This window comes from Pseudomonas sp. 2hn (assembly GCF_019646095.1).
Classification (GTDB): Bacteria; Pseudomonadota; Gammaproteobacteria; order Pseudomonadales; family Pseudomonadaceae; genus Aquipseudomonas; species Aquipseudomonas peradeniyensis.
This window is the reverse complement of sequence record NZ_CP081016.1, coordinates 5,494,300-5,510,591: the sequence shown is the minus strand read 5'-3', so window position 1 is coordinate 5,510,591 and position 16,292 is coordinate 5,494,300. Positions and strand designations below refer to the sequence as shown.

Annotated in this window: 17 protein-coding genes; all 17 read right to left on the bottom strand. The window is 68.7% G+C overall.

The window, feature by feature from the left end; all coding sequences use genetic code 11:
- Positions 1-23: 23 nt before the first annotated feature.
- Entirely contained in the window at positions 24-1,250 is a 1,227-nt protein-coding gene (locus tag K2O50_RS24835) for a beta-ketoacyl-ACP synthase (RefSeq protein ID WP_050707334.1), read from the bottom strand.
- Complete coding sequence (gene fabG, locus K2O50_RS24830) at positions 1,250-1,978, bottom strand: 3-oxoacyl-ACP reductase FabG (protein WP_050707333.1); 729 nt, start codon at positions 1,976-1,978, stop codon at positions 1,250-1,252. Before fabG ends, K2O50_RS24835 begins: the two co-directional genes overlap by 1 nt.
- Positions 1,971-2,441, bottom strand: coding sequence for a hotdog family protein (locus tag K2O50_RS24825; protein ID WP_050707332.1), 471 nt, complete (start codon positions 2,439-2,441; stop codon positions 1,971-1,973). The genes fabG and K2O50_RS24825 overlap by 8 nt, the downstream gene beginning before the upstream one ends.
- Positions 2,438-3,631, bottom strand: a complete 1,194-nt coding sequence (locus tag K2O50_RS24820; protein ID WP_050707331.1) for a beta-ketoacyl-[acyl-carrier-protein] synthase family protein — start codon at positions 3,629-3,631, stop codon at positions 2,438-2,440. Before K2O50_RS24820 ends, K2O50_RS24825 begins: the two co-directional genes overlap by 4 nt.
- On the bottom strand, positions 3,628-4,113 hold the full coding sequence (locus K2O50_RS24815) for a hypothetical protein (protein WP_050707330.1): 486 nt from the start codon (positions 4,111-4,113) through the stop codon (positions 3,628-3,630). Before K2O50_RS24815 ends, K2O50_RS24820 begins: the two co-directional genes overlap by 4 nt.
- Entirely contained in the window at positions 4,110-4,841 is a 732-nt protein-coding gene (locus K2O50_RS24810) for a class I SAM-dependent methyltransferase (RefSeq protein ID WP_050707329.1), read from the bottom strand. Before K2O50_RS24810 ends, K2O50_RS24815 begins: the two co-directional genes overlap by 4 nt.
- The gene (locus K2O50_RS24805; protein WP_050707328.1) at positions 4,838-6,085 is read right to left on the bottom strand and encodes an NAD(P)/FAD-dependent oxidoreductase; all 1,248 of its coding nucleotides are present in this window, start codon (positions 6,083-6,085) and stop codon (positions 4,838-4,840) included. The genes K2O50_RS24810 and K2O50_RS24805 overlap by 4 nt, the downstream gene beginning before the upstream one ends.
- Positions 6,072-7,229 (bottom strand): sodium:proton antiporter, encoded by a 1,158-nt coding sequence (locus K2O50_RS24800; RefSeq protein ID WP_050707327.1) that lies wholly within the window; start codon positions 7,227-7,229, stop codon positions 6,072-6,074. The genes K2O50_RS24805 and K2O50_RS24800 overlap by 14 nt, the downstream gene beginning before the upstream one ends.
- Before the next feature lie 2 nt (positions 7,230-7,231).
- Positions 7,232-9,547 (bottom strand): MMPL family transporter, encoded by a 2,316-nt coding sequence (locus K2O50_RS24795; protein ID WP_052896129.1) that lies wholly within the window; start codon positions 9,545-9,547, stop codon positions 7,232-7,234.
- A complete protein-coding gene (locus K2O50_RS24790) occupies positions 9,537-10,079 on the bottom strand; it encodes an outer membrane lipoprotein carrier protein LolA (protein WP_050707326.1) in 543 nt (180 codons plus the stop codon). The genes K2O50_RS24795 and K2O50_RS24790 overlap by 11 nt, the downstream gene beginning before the upstream one ends.
- 143 nt (positions 10,080-10,222) lie before the next feature.
- Positions 10,223-10,648, bottom strand: coding sequence for a thioesterase family protein (locus K2O50_RS24785; RefSeq protein ID WP_050707325.1), 426 nt, complete (start codon positions 10,646-10,648; stop codon positions 10,223-10,225).
- On the bottom strand, positions 10,641-12,185 hold the full coding sequence (gene hutH, locus K2O50_RS24780) for a histidine ammonia-lyase (RefSeq protein ID WP_220689953.1): 1,545 nt from the start codon (positions 12,183-12,185) through the stop codon (positions 10,641-10,643). Before hutH ends, K2O50_RS24785 begins: the two co-directional genes overlap by 8 nt.
- Positions 12,166-13,104 carry a glycosyl transferase gene (locus tag K2O50_RS24775; protein ID WP_050707323.1) on the bottom strand — a complete coding sequence of 313 codons (939 nt, stop codon included), beginning with the start codon at positions 13,102-13,104 and terminating at the stop codon, positions 12,166-12,168. The genes hutH and K2O50_RS24775 overlap by 20 nt, the downstream gene beginning before the upstream one ends.
- Positions 13,101-13,835: a glycosyltransferase family 2 protein gene (locus tag K2O50_RS24770; protein ID WP_050707322.1), complete on the bottom strand. Its 735-nt coding sequence runs from the start codon at positions 13,833-13,835 to the stop codon at positions 13,101-13,103. The genes K2O50_RS24775 and K2O50_RS24770 overlap by 4 nt, the downstream gene beginning before the upstream one ends.
- A complete protein-coding gene (locus K2O50_RS24765; RefSeq protein ID WP_050707321.1) occupies positions 13,828-15,498 on the bottom strand; it encodes an acyl-CoA synthetase family protein in 1,671 nt (556 codons plus the stop codon). Before K2O50_RS24765 ends, K2O50_RS24770 begins: the two co-directional genes overlap by 8 nt.
- Positions 15,495-16,040, bottom strand: coding sequence for a hypothetical protein (locus K2O50_RS24760; protein WP_050707320.1), 546 nt, complete (start codon positions 16,038-16,040; stop codon positions 15,495-15,497). Before K2O50_RS24760 ends, K2O50_RS24765 begins: the two co-directional genes overlap by 4 nt.
- Complete coding sequence (locus K2O50_RS24755; protein WP_050707319.1) at positions 16,037-16,291, bottom strand: acyl carrier protein; 255 nt, start codon at positions 16,289-16,291, stop codon at positions 16,037-16,039. The genes K2O50_RS24760 and K2O50_RS24755 overlap by 4 nt, the downstream gene beginning before the upstream one ends.
- Position 16,292: the final 1 nt, after the last annotated feature.

Genomic DNA, 16,292 nt, shown 5'->3' with positions numbered 1-16,292 from the left:
TTCTCTCCAGTAGGGTGGGGGTGTCAGGGCCAGCGACGGAAGATCAACGACGTGTTGACCCCGCCGAAGGCGAAGTTGTTGTTCATCACATGCTCATTGTTCATCGCGCGGAACTCGCCGCGCAGGTAGTCCAGCTCGCCGCAGCGCGGGTCGACGTGGTCGAGGTTGAGGGTGGGCACGTAGCGGTCGCTGTTCATCATCTCGATGCTGAACCACGACTCCAGCGCGCCGCAGGCGCCCAGGGTATGGCCGAGGAAGCTCTTCTGCGAGCTGATCGGCATGCGTGGGCCGAACAGGCTGCTGGTGGCCTGGGTCTCGGCGATGTCGCCCTGCTCGGTGGCGGTACCGTGGCCGTTGACGTAGCCGATCGCCTCGGGAGCAAGGCCCGCGTCCTCCAGCGCCAGTTCCATGGCCCGGCGCATGGTGGCCTGCTCCGGACGGGTGGTGTGCTGGCCATCGGCGTTGCTGCCGAAGCCGACGATCTCGGCGTGGATCCGTGCGCCACGGGCCAGGGCGTGTTCCAGCTCCTCGAGCACCAGCATGCCGCCGCCTTCGCCGATCACCAGGCCATCGCGGTCGATGTCGTAGGGGCGCGGGCTCAGGTGCGGGGTGTCGTTCTTCAGGCTGGTGGCGTAGAGCGCGTCGAACACCATGGCCTCGGTGGGGCACAGTTCTTCGGCGCCGCCGGCGAGCATCATCGGCAGGCGCCCGTACTTGATCGCCTCGTAGGCGTAGCCGATGCCCTGGCTGCCGCTGGTGCAGGCGCTGGAGGTGGGAATCAGGCGACCGGTGAGGCCGAAGAAGATGCTGATGTTGGCCGCCGTGGTGTGGGGCATCATGCGTACGTAGGAGTTGGCATTGAGGCCGTCTGCCACCGAGTTGAGCAGCATGTTGCCAAAGGCCTTGATCTCGTCGGTGCTGCCGGTGGACGAGCCGCAGGCCACGCCCATGCGCCCGTCGCGGATGCTCGCATCGTCCAGCAGGCCGGCGTCGGCCAGGGCGCGTTCGGCGGCGGCGACCGCCAGGCGCGACACCCGGCCCATGCTGCGCAACTGCTTGCGGGTCCAGTGGCCGGGCACCTTGAAGTCATCGATGGGACCGGCCAGGCGGGTGTTGAGCTCTTCAAAGCGGTCCCACTCGTCCATGCGCCGGATGCCGCTGCGTTGCTGGGCGAAATGCCCGGCGATGCTGGCCCAGTCGTTGCCCAGGGCGGTGATGCCGGCCATGCCGGTGACGACGACGCGGCGCATCAGCACAGCCCTCCGTTGACCGCCAGCACCTGGCGGGTGATGTAGGCCGCCTCGGGAGACATCAGGAAATTCACCGCGCCGGCCACTTCCTCCGGCGTGCCCATGCGCCCGGCGGGGATCATCTTCAGCAGCTCGTCCACCGGCACGTGTTCGTCGAGCATGGCGGTGTCGATCAGCCCGGGGGCCACGCAGTTGACCGTGATCCGGCGCTTGCCCAGCTCGATCGCCAGGGCCTTGGCGGCACCGATCAGACCGGCCTTGGAGGCGCTGTAGTTGACCTGGCCACGGTTGCCGATCAGGCCGGACACCGAGGTGACACAGACGATGCGGCCCGGTGCGCGGCGGCGGATCATCGGCATCGTCAGTGGGTGCAGGACATTGTAGAAACCGTCCAGGTTGGTGCGCATGACCTGGTCCCAATCGTCCTCGGTCAGGGCCGGGAAGGCGCCGTCACGGGTCAGGCCGGCGTTGCATACCACACCGTAGTAGGCACCATGGGCCTCAACGTCGGCTTCCAGGATGGTCTTGCAGGCTTCGCGGTCGGCGATATCGAACTGCAGCACCCGCGCCTGCTGGCCCAGGGCCTGGACCTCGGCGGCGACGGTGTCGGCCTCGGTGCGGCCGCTGCGGCAGTGCAGGACCAGGTCGAAGCCGGCGCGCGCCAGGCGCAGGGCGATGGCCCGGCCGATGCCCCGGCTGGAGCCGGTGACCAGGATGGTGTCAGTCATGGGGTGACTCCTCAGGGCCCGCCTCGGCCAGGTAGCTGGCCACTTGCGGCGGGCGGTAGACATTCAGGCGGGCACTGGCGTTGATGCCGGGGCCGCGCAGGTGACATTCGAACACACCCATGCCGTTGTCATCCTCCAGCGAGCGCAGCGCGTGGATGCGCAGCTCGGCGCCGGCGGGGAAGTGTTCGACATCGCATTCGTACTTGCGGGTACCGAGCAGGAAGCCCAGCTCCACCGGCTGGCCCAGGCGGCGCGCGCGGCAGCCGGCGTAGGCGGCCACGCTCTGGGCCATCAGTTCCAGGCCCAGCCAGGCCGGCAGGCTGCCGTCCTCGCGGTTGAACAGCCCGCCGGGGCGGACGGTCACGCGGGTGTGGATCTGCTCCTCGTCGCAGCTGTCGACCTGATCGATCAGGATCATGTCGCCGGCATGCGGCAGCAGTTCGGCCAATGGCCAGGCAATCATGGGGTGTCTCCGAGAATCAGGCTCACGTTGTTGCCGCCGAAGGCGAACGAATTGCTCATCAGTCGGCGCGGGCGGCCCTGGGGCAACTGCTGGCCGGCGTCTGCCAGGGCCAGCTCCGCCAGTTGCGGGTCGCGCTGGCCGTCCCAGACATGGGGTGGCAGCCGCCCGTGCGGGTTGTGTTCGCTCAGGGCCAGCCAGCAGAAGGCCGCCTCCAGCGCCCCGGCCGCGCCCAGGGTGTGGCCGGTCATCGGCTTGCTGGATGAGCACGGTGTACTGGCGCCAAACAGGGCATGCACAGCCAGGCTTTCCATGGCGTCGTTGTGCTGGGTGGCGGTGCCGTGCAGGTTCAGGTAGTCGATCTGCGCCGCAGCCAGGCCGGCATTGTCCAGGGCCTTGGCCATGGCTTGCAAGGCGCCGTTGCCGGTGGGGTCGGGTGCCGAGATGTGATGGGCGTCGGAACTGGCGCCGGCGCCAAGCAGGGCGATGGCAGGCCCCTGTGCCGGGCGAGTCCGGCTCATGACGAACAGCGCGGCGGCTTCGCCGATGTTGATGCCGTTGCGGTTCACCGAGAACGGGTTGCAGCGTTGTTCGCTGACCGCCTCCAGGGCGCTGAAACCGTTGAGGGTCAGCCCGCACAGGCTGTCGACGCCCCCGCACAGCACGGCGTCGCACAGGCCCAGGTCGAGCAGGCGGCGCGCGCTCAGCAGCGCCCGGCCGCTGGAGGTGCAGGCGGTGGAGATCACGTAGGCCGGGCCGCTCAATTGCAGCCAGTCGGCCAGGAATTCGGCGGGAGCGCTCAGTGCCTGCTGGTCGTAGCGGTAGCTGCCTGGCAGCACGCCTTCGTGCAGGTAGTGGGCAATGTCGGCGCTGGCCTCGGCAATCCCCGAGGTGCTGGTGCCCAGCACCACGCCCACCCGCTGCGGACCGAAATCGGCAATCGCCTGGCGGATCGCCGGCTCGATCTGCAAGGCCGCGCAGTAGAGCAGCTGGTTGTTGCGGCTGTGCTGTTCAGGCAGGGGCACGGCGGGCAGTTCGCCACTGACCGCGCCCACCACAGGACGTCGGTCCTGCACCCAGCCCTCCTGGGGCAGCATGCCGGAGCAGTCACCGGCGAACAGGCGAGCGGCCACCTCGGCCTGGCCGCGGCCAAGGGCGCAGACCAGGCCCAGAGCGTTGAGATAGGCGGTCATGGAGTGTTCTCGCTGGGCAATGGGCTGACTTCATAACGCAGGCCCTGGCCCAGGTTCAAGGTGAAATGCTCGCTGGCCCGATAGTTGACCTGCCAGCGGTCGCCCAGCCAGCGTTGCTGTTCCTGTTGGCGGGCCTGTGGATAAAGACGCTGCAGTTGCTCGGACGGCGTCAGGGCGAACAGCACGGCGGCGAACAGTTCGCGTGCCGCCGGGTTGGGCGGCAGCAGGCCGTCGGCCTTCCATTGCCTGCCATCGAGCAACTGGCGGGCCTGGGGGATGCCCAGCAGGTCGAGCAGCGACCAGCGCAGACGGTGATCTTCGTTCTGGATCACCAGCAGCCAGTCCTGGCGTTGGCCGTCCTGCTCGCGTTGCACGTGCAACTGGCGCGGCAGTGTCAGCGTGGGTAGCGCCTCGGGCAGGGGCGGGCGCACGGCGCAGGCGCCGAGCAACAGGCACAGGCACAGCGCCAGCAGGTGTTTCATGGTTGCTCCAGGGGCTTGCGCGCCACCACGTTGACCAGGGTTTCCTCGCGCTGGCCAACCGGTGGCGGCTTGCGCAGTCCCAGGCGTTCGAGCAGGCCGAAGTCCTTTGAGCGGCTCCACCACAGATAAGGGTAGGACACGTTGCGCGCGGCGAACTCGAAGCCCTGGTCACGCAGCATCTGCAGGTAGCCTTCGGCGCTCTTCTGCACGTGCATGGGGTGGCGGAACAGCCAGCGGATCACCCAGGTGTCGATGTAGGCCTCGGTGGACTCGGCGAACAGCAGGTAGCCACCGGGTTTGAGCACTCGATGGAACTCGGCCAGGGCTTTCTCCTGCTCCACCAGGTGGTGGAAGGTCTGGTGGCAGAACAGGATGTCGACGCTGGCGTCGGGGAACTGCAGCGCCGCGCAATCGCTGCCGCGCAGTTCCACCTCGACACCCAGCCGCTGCGCCTCGGCGGCGCTCAGCGCCAGGCTGTGCGGGTCGGCGTCGGTGCCCAGCAGGCGCGACGGGGCGAACACCTGCAGCAGGTGCTTGAACGACTTGCCCTGGCCGCAGCCGGCATCGAGCAGCACCGGCGCCTGGGGTGGCTCGCCGTCGAACAGCCGGCGCAGGTCATTGATGGCCACGCGCAGCACATGGTGCTGCCAGGTGTGGCTGCGCAGGAACCAGAAGCCGATGCGGGTCTCTTCGACGTAGGTGTCGCTCAGGTAAGGTTGCTGGCTCATGCCGGCGTCCTCGCGCACAGCTCGGCCAGGGTGCGCAGGCGGCGCTTGGGTTCCGCGACGAACGGATTGCGCAGGTCCCAGGCATAGCCGGCGAGGATCGAGCTGATCATGGCGCGGATCTCCGGCGAGCTGCCGGGGTGGTAGATCACGTCCTGGAAGCTGCCGTCGTACCAGCCTTCGACATAGGCGCGGAAGGTGTCGACGCCGCGCTTGAGCGGCGTGGCGAACTCGGTTTGCCAGTCCACCGCCTCGCCCTCCAGCTGGCGGTGCAGCAGGTTGGCGGCCATGCTCGCCGAGCGCATGGCAATGGTCACCCCCGAGGAGAATACCGGATCGAGGAATTCGGCGGCGTTGCCCAGCAGGGCGAAACCCGGGCCGTGCAGGGTGCTGACGTTGGCCGAGTAGCCACCGATGGTGCGGGCCGGGGTATCCCAGACGGCATTGGCCAGCACCTTGGACAGGCTCGGGGTCTGCGCCACGAAGTACTTGAGGCAGGCGTCCAGGTCGGTCGGCGCCTCGGCGAAGCGCTCGGCGGCGGCGACCACGCCCAGGGAGGTGCGACCGTTGCTGAACGGGATGGTCCAGAACCAGATGTCACGGTGCTCGGGGTGGGTGGTGATGAGGATCTTGTCGCGGTCGAAGCCGGGGTGGTCGATGCGGTCTTCGATATGGGTGAACACCGCCTGGCGCACCGGGAAGTTCGACGGCGCTTCCAGCTCCAACAGGCGTGGCAGCACGCGGCCGTAGCCACTGGCGTCGAGCACGAAGGCGCTTTCCACTTCGTATTCGTCACCCTCGGGGCGGCGCACCCGCACGCGCGGGCAGTCACCGCCCACGTCGACGCTGACGATCTCGTGCTCGTAGCGGATCTCCACGCCCTGGGCCTGGGCCTGGTCGGCAAGCAACTGGTCGAACTGCGCACGTTGCACCTGGAAGGTACTTGGCTTGCCCTGGGAGAAGGTCAGGCCGAAGTCGAACGCGCTGTATTCCTCGCCCCAGGCGAAGGCGGCGCCGTTCTTGTGCTGGAAGCCCGCGGCCTCGACGGCTTCGAGCATCCCGGCCTCCTCGACGAAGTCCAGGCAGTGGGACAGCAGGCTCTCGCCGATGGAGAAGCGCGGGAAACGCTGGCGCTCGATTACCAGTACATCGTGGCCCTTGCGCTTGAGCAGGGCGGCGGCGATGGCGCCGGAAGGCCCTGCGCCGATCACCAGCACCTGGCGTTGTTGCAGTTCACAGTTCGGCATGAGGCCTCCTTGGCGTCGGGACAGTATTCAGGGGAATCCGGTGCAGGCCGGCCATCGCCGGCATCAGGGTGGCAACCAGGCTCATCAGCATCAGGGCGAAGTACAGCGCCGGGCCGATCAGGCCCTGCTGCAGCAGCAGGTTGAGAAAGACGATTTCGCTCAGGCCGCGAATGTTCAGCAGCAGGCTCTCGCGCCATTTGCTCGCGCCGGGGAACGATGGCGCGGCCCAGCACAGGCCCAGCCAGTTGCCCAGCAGCTTGCTGGCGATCGGCAGGGCCAGCAGGGCGGCCAGTTGCAGCGCATCGAAGCCTTGCAGGGCATGGTGCACGTCGATCTGCACCACGCCGTAGGTGAGGATCAGCGGGACCGCCACGCCTTGCTGCAGGCGGTGGCTCCAGGCCTCGGGCAACGGCATCCGCACCGGGACCTTGAGCCAGGCCAGGCAAGCCAGGTAGCCGATGCCAAAGACCAGGGCATTGAGCCGGTAGTGCTCGGCAACGAACAGCAGCACCAGGAACAGCGCACCATATACCCTGGGGGCCCGCAGGCCGGCGAAGTGCAGCGGCAGCGGCAGGGCCGCCGCCAGCAGCGGCCGGGCCAGGCTGCCCGGTTGCAGGCTGCCCTGGCCGAGGCCCAGCAGCAGCCAGCAGGCCAGGTCGATGAGGATCGCCGCCTGCAGCAGGCGGCGGCTGGCCGCGGGTGGATAGTTGATGGCGCGCAGGTACAGGTACAGCACCGGGATCGCGGTGATGGCGAACACCAGGCCCAGGGCCAGCGCGGTAAGGCCGCCCTGGTCCAGCAGCCATAGCGCGCAGGCCAGGCCGCAGGTAAAGGGCACCAGGAAGCTGGGCACGGCGAGCTTCAAAGCCTCACGGTCCACGCGCAGCTCGGCGACGTCAGCGAGGATGTGCCCGAGCAGCAAAGCGAAGCTGCAGCCGTAGAGGGTCTTCAACCAGCTCGGCGCGACCAGCGCGGCGCCGTCGAGCTGCCAGTGCGGCTCGACCCACAGCAGCATCAGCAGTGGCAGTACCAGGGTCGCCAGCAGCAGCTGGCTGACGATCGGGATCAGCCCCATGCGCTTGCCCAGCGCGCAGGCCAGGGCGAACAGCAGCAGGGCCAGGGCCCAGAACAACAACACGCTCATGATCAGCTGTGCGCTCCTTCGCGCGACGCGGCCCAGGGGGCCAGGATGAAGCTCATTGCCAGGCCCAGGCTTACTGCCAGGCCGAAATTGCTCACCGCCGGGGTGCTCGACAGGGCCAGCAGGCCGAACGACAGCCAGGTGGTCAGTGCCGCCAGCAGGGTGCCCAGCAGGCTCACCGCCTCGCCGCCGACGCGCTCATGCATGAGGATCGCGTAGTCGACGCCGATGGCGGTCACCAGCAGCAGGCCGAACAGGCTGAACAGCGTCAGCGGCTGCCCGAGCCAGCCCAGCAGGGCCAGGCTGCACAGCGCGGCGAGCAGCGGCAAGGCGACGATGCGCAAGGCACCGCGCAGGCCGAACGGCAGCACCAGCAGTACCAGGATCAATACGCACGACAGCAGCTTGAGCTCGGCGGCGCTGACCTGGGTGGCGGCGAACAGTTGGTTCAGCTCACCCAGCCGGTCCACCAATTGCACGCCAGGCAGACCCTCGGACTGCAGGCGCAGCAAGGCGGTATCGTTCAGCCCCTGGAGGCTGACGATGGCGGCCACGCCCTGGTCCACCTGGCCCAGCCACAAGGGGCGCCAGGCTTCGCCCAGGGGGCCGGCGAGGACATCGTCGATGGACTGGATCGGCAGCTGGTGCAATTGCTTGAGTTCGGCCAGCAGCGCGGTTTCCGGCACGCCCTGGGCCAGCAGTGGTTGCCAGTGTCCGGGCAGGCGATCCAGCGCCTGCAGCGTGCGCGCCTGCTCGGCGGAGCTGGCGACCAGGCGATCGAGGGACATGTAGCCCTTGAGCTTGCCCAGGTCGACCAGCTCGTCGAGTTTTTCCGACAGTGCCGCCAGGCGTTCCAGCAGTTGCTGTGGATCGGCGCCGCGCACCAGGTAGAACTGGCTGGTGGGCTGGTAGCCGGTGATGCGTGCCACGGCCTGGGCTTCTTCCAGCAGGTGCGGCGGGCTGCCGACCCACTGGCGCACATCGTTGCGGCTGTCCAGGCGCCACAGTCCGGCGGCGCAGAACAGCACCAGCAAGGCCAGCAGCGCGGCGCTGGGGACTCGGCGCAGAAGGCCGGCGCGCAGTTCGGTCAGCCATTGCGCGACGCGCAGTGGCCACTGGGCCGGGCGCAACTCGACACCGCCGAGCAACGCCGGTAGCAGGCACACGGCGCTGAGGTAGGCACCGACCAGGCCGGCGGCCGAGAATGCGGCGATCTGGGTCAGCGCGGGGAACGGCGTGAAGGCCAGGGCCAGGTAGCCAATGCAACTGGTCGCCAGGCTCAGGCTCAGCCCTGGCAGGGTCAGGCGCACGGCCGGCCAGCTGCGCCAGGGGTGCAGGCTCCAGCTCTTGGACAGGTAGTGCAATGGGTAGTCCACGGCCACGCCAATCAGGCTGGAGCCGAGTACCAGGGTCATCACGTGCATCTGCCCGAACAACGCCACGCACACCACCGAGCCGAACAGCATGCCCACCAGCACCGGCACGAAGGCCAGCAGCACGCGCCAGCGGCGGAAGGCCAGCAGCAACAGCAGCAGGATGCCCGCGGTGGCGCCGCCGCCGACCCAGGTGATCTCGCGGCTGGCCTGTTGCTGGCCGGCCGCGGCATGCAGCAGGCCGCTGGCCGCCAGCAGTCGGGCACCTTGCTGGCCGGCGTCGTCGCGGGCGCGGGCCAGCAGGTCGGCCACCTGCAAGGGCAGGTGCATGTCGAAGGCGTTGCCCAGGGTGCGGGCGCGCAGCAGCACCCACTGCTGGCCGTCGGCTTCGGCCACCAGGGCGCCGCTGGCGGTGTCCAGCTGCACGTTGACCGGCTTGGGCTGGCTCTGCTGGATGCGGCCGGTCAGGCCGAGCCAGTCATCCTGGCTTGCCACCAGGCTGAAGCCGGCGAAGGGGTCGAACAGGCTTTGCAGGCGTTGCTCGACAAAGGCGTCGGGCTGCTCGGCCAGCAGTTGCCGGTCGTGGGTCGAGAGCATGGCCACGCGGCCCTGCAGCAACTGGCTGCGTAGCGCTTGCAGGTCGGTCTGCAGGCTCCATTGCACCTTCTCGAACAGGCCGCTGGCCTGCCATTGCCCGGCCAGGCGTTGGGCCAGGGCGACGGCCTGCTCGCGCTGGGAATGGCCGACCAGCACCAGCAGCTCGCGGTTGAGCGGCTCCTGCATGCGCTGCTCGGCCTGCTTGACCAGCGGGTCCTGGGTGGCGCCGGGCAACAGGGTCATCAGGTCGGCCGACAGCGGCGCGCCGCGATGCCATTGCCAGCCGGCCACGGCAAGCATGATCAGCAGCAGGCCCGCGAACAGGCGCGGCAGCAGGCGTTCAGTCGGCAAAATCGCTGCGCTCCGCGTCGCTGAGGGCGCTGGCGCCACGGCTTTCGGGCATGCGCAGCACGGTGCTGTCGCCCTGGGTTTCGCTCAGCTCGATGCGCTCGACGTAGCGCCCGCCGGTGATGTCGATGCGGGTGAAGACTTGCTTGAGCAGCAGCGAGCGTGGGGTCAGGCGCAATTGCCAGTGCGCGGCGTCGCCTGAAAGCGCCAGTTCGAAATCGCGTTGCAGGCCGCTGCTGTCGCCTTGCAGCACGGCGAAGAACAGGCGGTTCTGCTCGGCGCCGGCACTGCGCGCGGGCAGGGTTTGCCAGCCGCTTAGGTCGCGGCGGGCGATGCCTTGGGCGTCGATTCGGTAGTCCTGGCGCAACGGGGACTGCAACAGCCAGAGCAGGCCGTGGTCGCGGGCCAGGACGAAGCGGCCCTTGCTGGTCAGCGGCTGGGCCAGGGCGCGCAGGTGCTTTTCCTGGATGAACGGGCCGCTGACCACGGCGGGTTCGCTGAGCTGCTTTTGCAGGTCGTCGAGGGTGAAGGCCATTGCCAGGGGGCTTATGAACAGCAGCAACAGGGCGAGCAGTGTCGGGACCTTCGCGGGTAAACCCGCTCCCACAGGTTTCGCGGTGCCTGTGGGAGCGGGTTTACCCGCGAAGAGGCCGGCAATGCCAGTGCACAGCGCGGCGCTCATGGCAGCACCTTGGCGACGGCATCGAGCATCACCTGGGGCGAGGCCAGCTGCATTTCGCCGCTTTCAAGGTGTACCGCCACCTGAACGGTGCTGGCGCGGGTCATGCGCTCGCCGCTGGCGGCGTCGCTGATCAGGTAGTGGATCTTCAGGCGGTTTTCCCATTCCACCAGGCTGGCGCGCACGGTCAGGCGCTGGCCGAAGGTGGCGCCGCGGATGTAGCGCAGCTGCAGATCGATAACAGGCCACGCATAGCCGCTGGCCTGCATCCGCAGATAGTCGTGCTCCAGGCGGTCGAGCAGCGCGCAGCGGGCGACTTCCAGGTACTTCACATAGTGGCCGTGCCAGACGATGTGCATGCTGTCGACGTCGAAGAATGGCACGACGATCTCGCTGTCGACGTGGAACACCCCGGGATTACGCATGCAGCCTCCAGTGGCGCTGGCCGATACGGGCCAGGCACAGGCGCAGGTCTTGCTCCAGGGCGCGGTCCTCGATGACTGGGGCGAAGTCCTCCAGCAAGGCCGCATGCATCTGCGCCAGGGTAGGCGGCAAAGCGTGCGCGTCGGCTAGGCGCTGGCGCAGCCAGACCCCCTGGTTGGCGGCCAGCAGGGTGGCGGCGGCAACCTGTTCGGTCAGCTCCAGCACGCGCAGGGCGTCGCGGGCGGCGATGGTGCCCATGCTCACCTTGTCCTGGTTGTGGCATTCGGTGGAGCGGGAGAACACGCTGGCGGGCATGGTCTGCTTGAGCGCCTCGGCGGTCCAGGCGCTGGCGCCGATCTGCACGGCCTTGAAACTGTGGTTGAGCATGGCGCGTTCGGCGGGGGCGCCCGAGAGGTTGCTTGGCAGGCCGTGGTTGTAGCGCACGTCCACCAGCAGGGCGAGCTGGCGGTCGAGCAGGTCGGCGACGTTGGCCACCAGGTTCTTCAGGCTGTCCATGGCGAAGGCGATGTGCCCGCCATAGAAATGCCCGCCGTGCAGCACGCGCTCGGCATCACCGTCGATGATCGGGTTGTCGTTGGCGCTGTTGAGCTCGGTTTCGATGAACCCGCGCAGCCAGCCCAGGCTGTCGGCCAGCACGCCCAGCACATGGGGCGCGCAGCGCAGCGAGTAGCGGTCCTGCAGGCGGTGCAGCGGCGGCAGCGGGGCTTCGATGGCCAGGTCCTGGCGCAGCCAGGCGGCGACCTGGGTCTGCCCCGGGTGTGGCTTGGCGGCGAACAGGCGCTCGTCGAAGTGTTCGGGGTTGCCCTGCAGGGCGACGACATTGAGCGCGGTGATGCGCGTGGCCAGCTTGAGCAGGTAATCGGCACGGGCGAAGGCCAGGCAGGCCAGGCCGGTCATTACCGCCGTACCGTTCATCAGCGCCAGCGCTTCCTTGGGGCGCAGCACCAGGGGCTGCCAGCCCAGTTCGCGGTGCACGTCGGCGCTGCTGCGGCGCTCGCCCCGGTACATGACTTCGCGCTCGCCCGACAGGGCCGCGGCCACGTAGGAAAGCGGTGTCAGGTCGCCGCTGGCACCAACCGAGCCTTCTTCCGGGATCAGCGGCAGGATGTCGTGCTCGATGAACGCCTGCAGGCGTTCCAGCAGCTCCAGGCGCACGCCCGACACGCCATGGCTCAGCGAGCGCAGGCGCGCCGCCAGCACGGCGCGGGTCGCCGGCGCCTCGAGCAGCCGGCCCAGGCCGCAGCCGTGGAAGGTGTAGAGGTGGCGGGGCAGGGCCTCGACGTGCTCCAGCGGCACGGCCACCACGCAGGAGTCGCCGTAGCCTGTGGTCACGCCGTAGATCACCCCTTCCTTGTCCAGCAAGGTGTCGAGGAAGCGCGCGCCACGGGCAATGCGCTCGCGGTAGGTGGCGTCAGCCTGCAGGCGCGACGGCGCGCGGCGCTCGGCCAGGGCCAGGACGTCTTCGATCGCCAGCGGCGCTTCGCCGAAGGTTACAGGCTCATGCGGATGCATCGTCATCGGTCTTCCAGAAGGGGTAGAAATTGAACCATTGCAGCGGTGCCTGGGCGCAGTAGTGGCCCAGGCGTTCGGCGTAGCGGGCGGTCCATTCGGCGATCACCGCGTCGCGTTGGCCACGGCGCCACTGCAGGCGCTCGACGAACGGCTCGAGGGTGACCTGGTAGCGGCCCTGAAGCTTGAGGCAGAACAGCAGGTTGAGCGGGCAGCCGAGCAGCCCGGCCAGCAGCCATGGCCCCTGGGGGAACGCCGCCGGGTGGCCGAGGAAGTCCACCTCCACGGTGCGACCGCCATGCAGCGGCACGCGGTCGCCGGCAATCGCCAGCCACTCGCCACGCTCCAGGCGCTCCGACAGTTGCAGCATCACTGCCGGGTCCAGCTCGCTGACCTGGATCAGCCGCAGGTGGCTGGCGCCGGCTTCGCCCAGCAGGCGGTTGAAGTGTTCGGCATGGCGGGTATGCACCAGCACGTTCATGGTCACTTTTTCGCCGATCTCGGCCAGGGCCCGGCACACTTCCAGGTTGCCCAGGTGCGCGCCCACCAGCATTTGCCCGCGTTCGCCGCGCAACTGCTGGCGCAGGTTGGCCGGGTCGACGATGTCGATCTGCGAAAGCGCCAGCCGACCGTTCCACACGTCGAGCTTGTCCAGCAGGGCTTCGGCAAATGACATGAACTGGCGGAACACGCGCCACTGGCCGGGCGCCTGGACCTGGCCGGCGCTCCAGCGGTGCAGGCGCTGCTGGTACTGCCAGGCGCTGCGCCGGGCGCGGCCGCCGAAGACGAAGAAGTAGGCGACGATCACATGGATCAGCGGGCTGAGCACGCGCCGCCCGAGCAGGCGGGCCAGGGTGGCGGTGAGCTTCATCAGCCAGAAGCTGCCGCGTTCCTGGTGCTCGGCCCAGTGTTGCGGGCGCTCGCTCATGCCTGCCACCTGCGCCAGAGGATCAGCGGGGCGCGCACGAGCATGCCGAAGAACAGCTTGGCGTGCATCTTCGAGATCAGTGCGTTGTCGTGGAACAGGCGAAAGTGCGACAGGCCGTCCTGGGGATAATGGACCTTGGTCGGCAACCAGCGCATCGGCTGGTTGCGCCACGCCAGGCGCACCAGGATCTCCGGGTCGAAATCCATGCGCCGGCCGAGGCTGACGCTGTCGATCAGCGCCAGGGTCGCGGGCAGCGGGTAGACACGAAAACCGCACATAGAATCGGGGATGCGCAGCGACAGGCTGTTGATCCACACCCACACGTGGGTCAGGTAGCGGGCATACAGGCGGCCCTTGGGCACGCTGGCATCGTACTGTGGATAACCGCACACCAGCGCCTGCGGATAAGCCTGCGACTGGGTCAGGAAGAGGCTGACATCGGCCAGGTCATGCTGGCCGTCGGCGTCCACCTGCAGGGAGTGGCTGAAGCCCAGTCGCGCAGCTTCGCGCAGGCCGGCCATCACCGCGCCGCCCTTGCCCTGGTTGACCGCCAGGGTGACCAGGTGAACGTCGTCGCGCTCGGCCAGCTGGCCCAGTACCCGGGCGCAGGCCGCGTGGCTGGCGTCGTCGACCAGCACGCAGGGCAGGCCGGCGCGCAGCAGGTCGTCGACCACCTTGGGCAGCGCCTGCTCGTGGTTGTACACCGGGATCACCGCGCAGGGCTTATGCATGGGCGGCCTCCAGCACGATGCGGCCACTGGAGCAGGGTTGTCCGGCACAGGTGTAGGCGAAGTAGAGTTTGCCGCGTGTTGCGTCGAAGCGCAGGGTTAGCAGCAGTTCGTCGCCCGGGCGCACCAGCTGCTGGAACTTGAGCACTTCCATACCGGCGAAGCGCTGGGCCAGTTGCAGGCGCGAGGCAGCCAGGGCGATTGCCCAATCGATCTGGACCACACCCGGGAGCACGGGCGTTTGCGGGAAGTGCCCGGGGAAGCAGGCGAGGTCCAGGGGGATGGCCAGGCGCAGATGCAGTTCTTCGCCTTGCTGCGTCTGGCCCAGCACCTCTGGTGCCATGCTGCGTGGGGCCAGCAGCAGGGCCTGCAGCTCGGCCTGGGGCAGCTTGCCCTGGGTGTTGAGCGGCAACTGCCGGGCCAGGCGCCAGCGCCGTGGCAGGGCCAGCGCCTCGCAATGGCCGGCCAGGTGCTGGCGCAGGCCGTCGATCACGGCGCGGCGGCCCTGGTTGCGCAGGGCGTGCAGCCCGGCCGGAGTCAGGGCCACCAGGGCGCCGAGGTAGGCGCGGCCTTCCTCGATCACCCCCAGGCGTGCTTCGGCGACCCAGGCATGGGCGCACAGGGCCTGTTCGAGCATGGGCAGCGAGATGCGTTTTTCTTCGAGCTTGACGATGCGGTCCAGCCGGCCGAGCAGGCGGAAGCGCCCGTCGTCGCTGAACTCGGCGGCGTCGGCGCTCTGTTCGACGTGACCGGCGGGCAGGTAGGGCGAAGCTATGCGCAGGGCGCCCTGGTCATCCTGGCTCAACTGCACGTCGGCAAAGGGTTGCCACAGCGGCTCGCCCTGGCGCCAGGCGATACCGCCGGTCTCGGAGCTGCCGAGGATCTCGGTGGGCCATTGTCCCAGGCGCTGTTGCAGGCTTTCGGCGGCGACCGACGGCAGTTCGCCGCCGGAGGAGAACACCCTGCGCACCGGGCCCAGGGCCGGCCAGTCGAGGTTGTCGCCCATGCGCTTGAGCAGTGCCGGGCTGGCCACCCAGGCGAACGCCGGGTGCTCGCGGCTGGCGCGTTGCAGGTCTTCGGGAAATGGCAGTTGGCGGCGCTCGAAGCCGCGCCCGGCACACAATGGCCAGAGGACGCGGAACAGCAGGCCGTAGATGTGCTGGGTGGCGACACTGCCGATGATCCAGGCCGTGCCGAGGTCCTTGCCCCAGAGCTGCTCCAGGGCATTGACCTCGTTGGCCAGCTGGCGCAGCTGCTTGTCGATGCGCTTGGGCTCGCCGCTGGAGCCGGAGGTGCACAGGCTGATGCGGCAGGTGTCGAGGTCGAGGTCGGTGGGGTCGAGGGCCTCACCCAGCAGGTCGTCGAGCTGTTCGTCGGTGGTCAGCCACAGGTCGACCTGGGCCTGCCAGCGCTCACGGGTGGCGGGTTGCAGGTCGGCGGGCAGCAGCACTTCGGCGCCAGCGCGCCAGGCGCCGAGCAGGGCGATGGCCAGCGACGCGGCGTCTTCCAGGTGCACGGCCAGGCGGCGGATCCCGCGCTCACGCAGGCCGCCGGCCAGGCGCAGGGCCTGCAGGCTGAGCTGGGCGTGGTCCAGGGATGGTGCGTGGGTCACCCGGCGCGGTGCGTCCAGCGGGCGCAGCAGGTGTTCGAGGTTGATCCAGTTCATGAGCGTCCTCGCACACGTTGTCTTATCAGCCATTCGACGGCGAACAGCAGGCCCATCGCGGCGTAGGCGATCAGGCCGTTGTACAGGGTCCACCAGGCCAGCGGCGCCCACAGGGTCAGGCCCGCGGCGACCACGCCATTGACCAGGAAGAACAGGCACCACACCTGCGTCACCCGCCGCGTGTAGCGCACCGCATGGGGCGGCAGGTCGGGGTCGCGCAGGCGCGCCAGGCGTTCGGCCACCGGCATGCCGCGCAGCAGGCTGGCGCCGAACAGGGCCAGCATGAAGGCGCTGATCAGCACCGGGTACCAGCGCAGCAGATGCGGACTGTCGGACAGACCCAGCAGGGCGCAGAACGCCAGCGCCGCCAGCGCCATCCACAGGCTGCCCGGGCGGCGCGGCGTGCTCAGGGCACGGGCCAGCCACAGGCCGCCGAGCAGCAGGCCGAATTGCCAGGGGGCGAAATGGGCCATGCCGAAGTGCACCGCGAAGGGGTACAGCAGCCCGGCCAGCAGCAGGCCGAGGCCGATCAGGCGTTTCATGCCGCCGGGTTGACCAGGCGGTGCACCGCCTCGACCACGTCACCGACGGTGCGTACCGACTTGAAGTCGTCGGCGGCGATCTTCTTGCCGGTCTGGCGCTTGATGTGGTCGATCAGGTCGACGGCATCGATGCTGTCGATTTCCAGGTCCTGGTACAGGTTGGCGTCCAGGGTCACGCGCTCGGATTCCAGTTCGAACAGCTCGACCAGGGCGTCGCGCAGGATGTTGAAGATGTCTTCACGGGTTTGCATG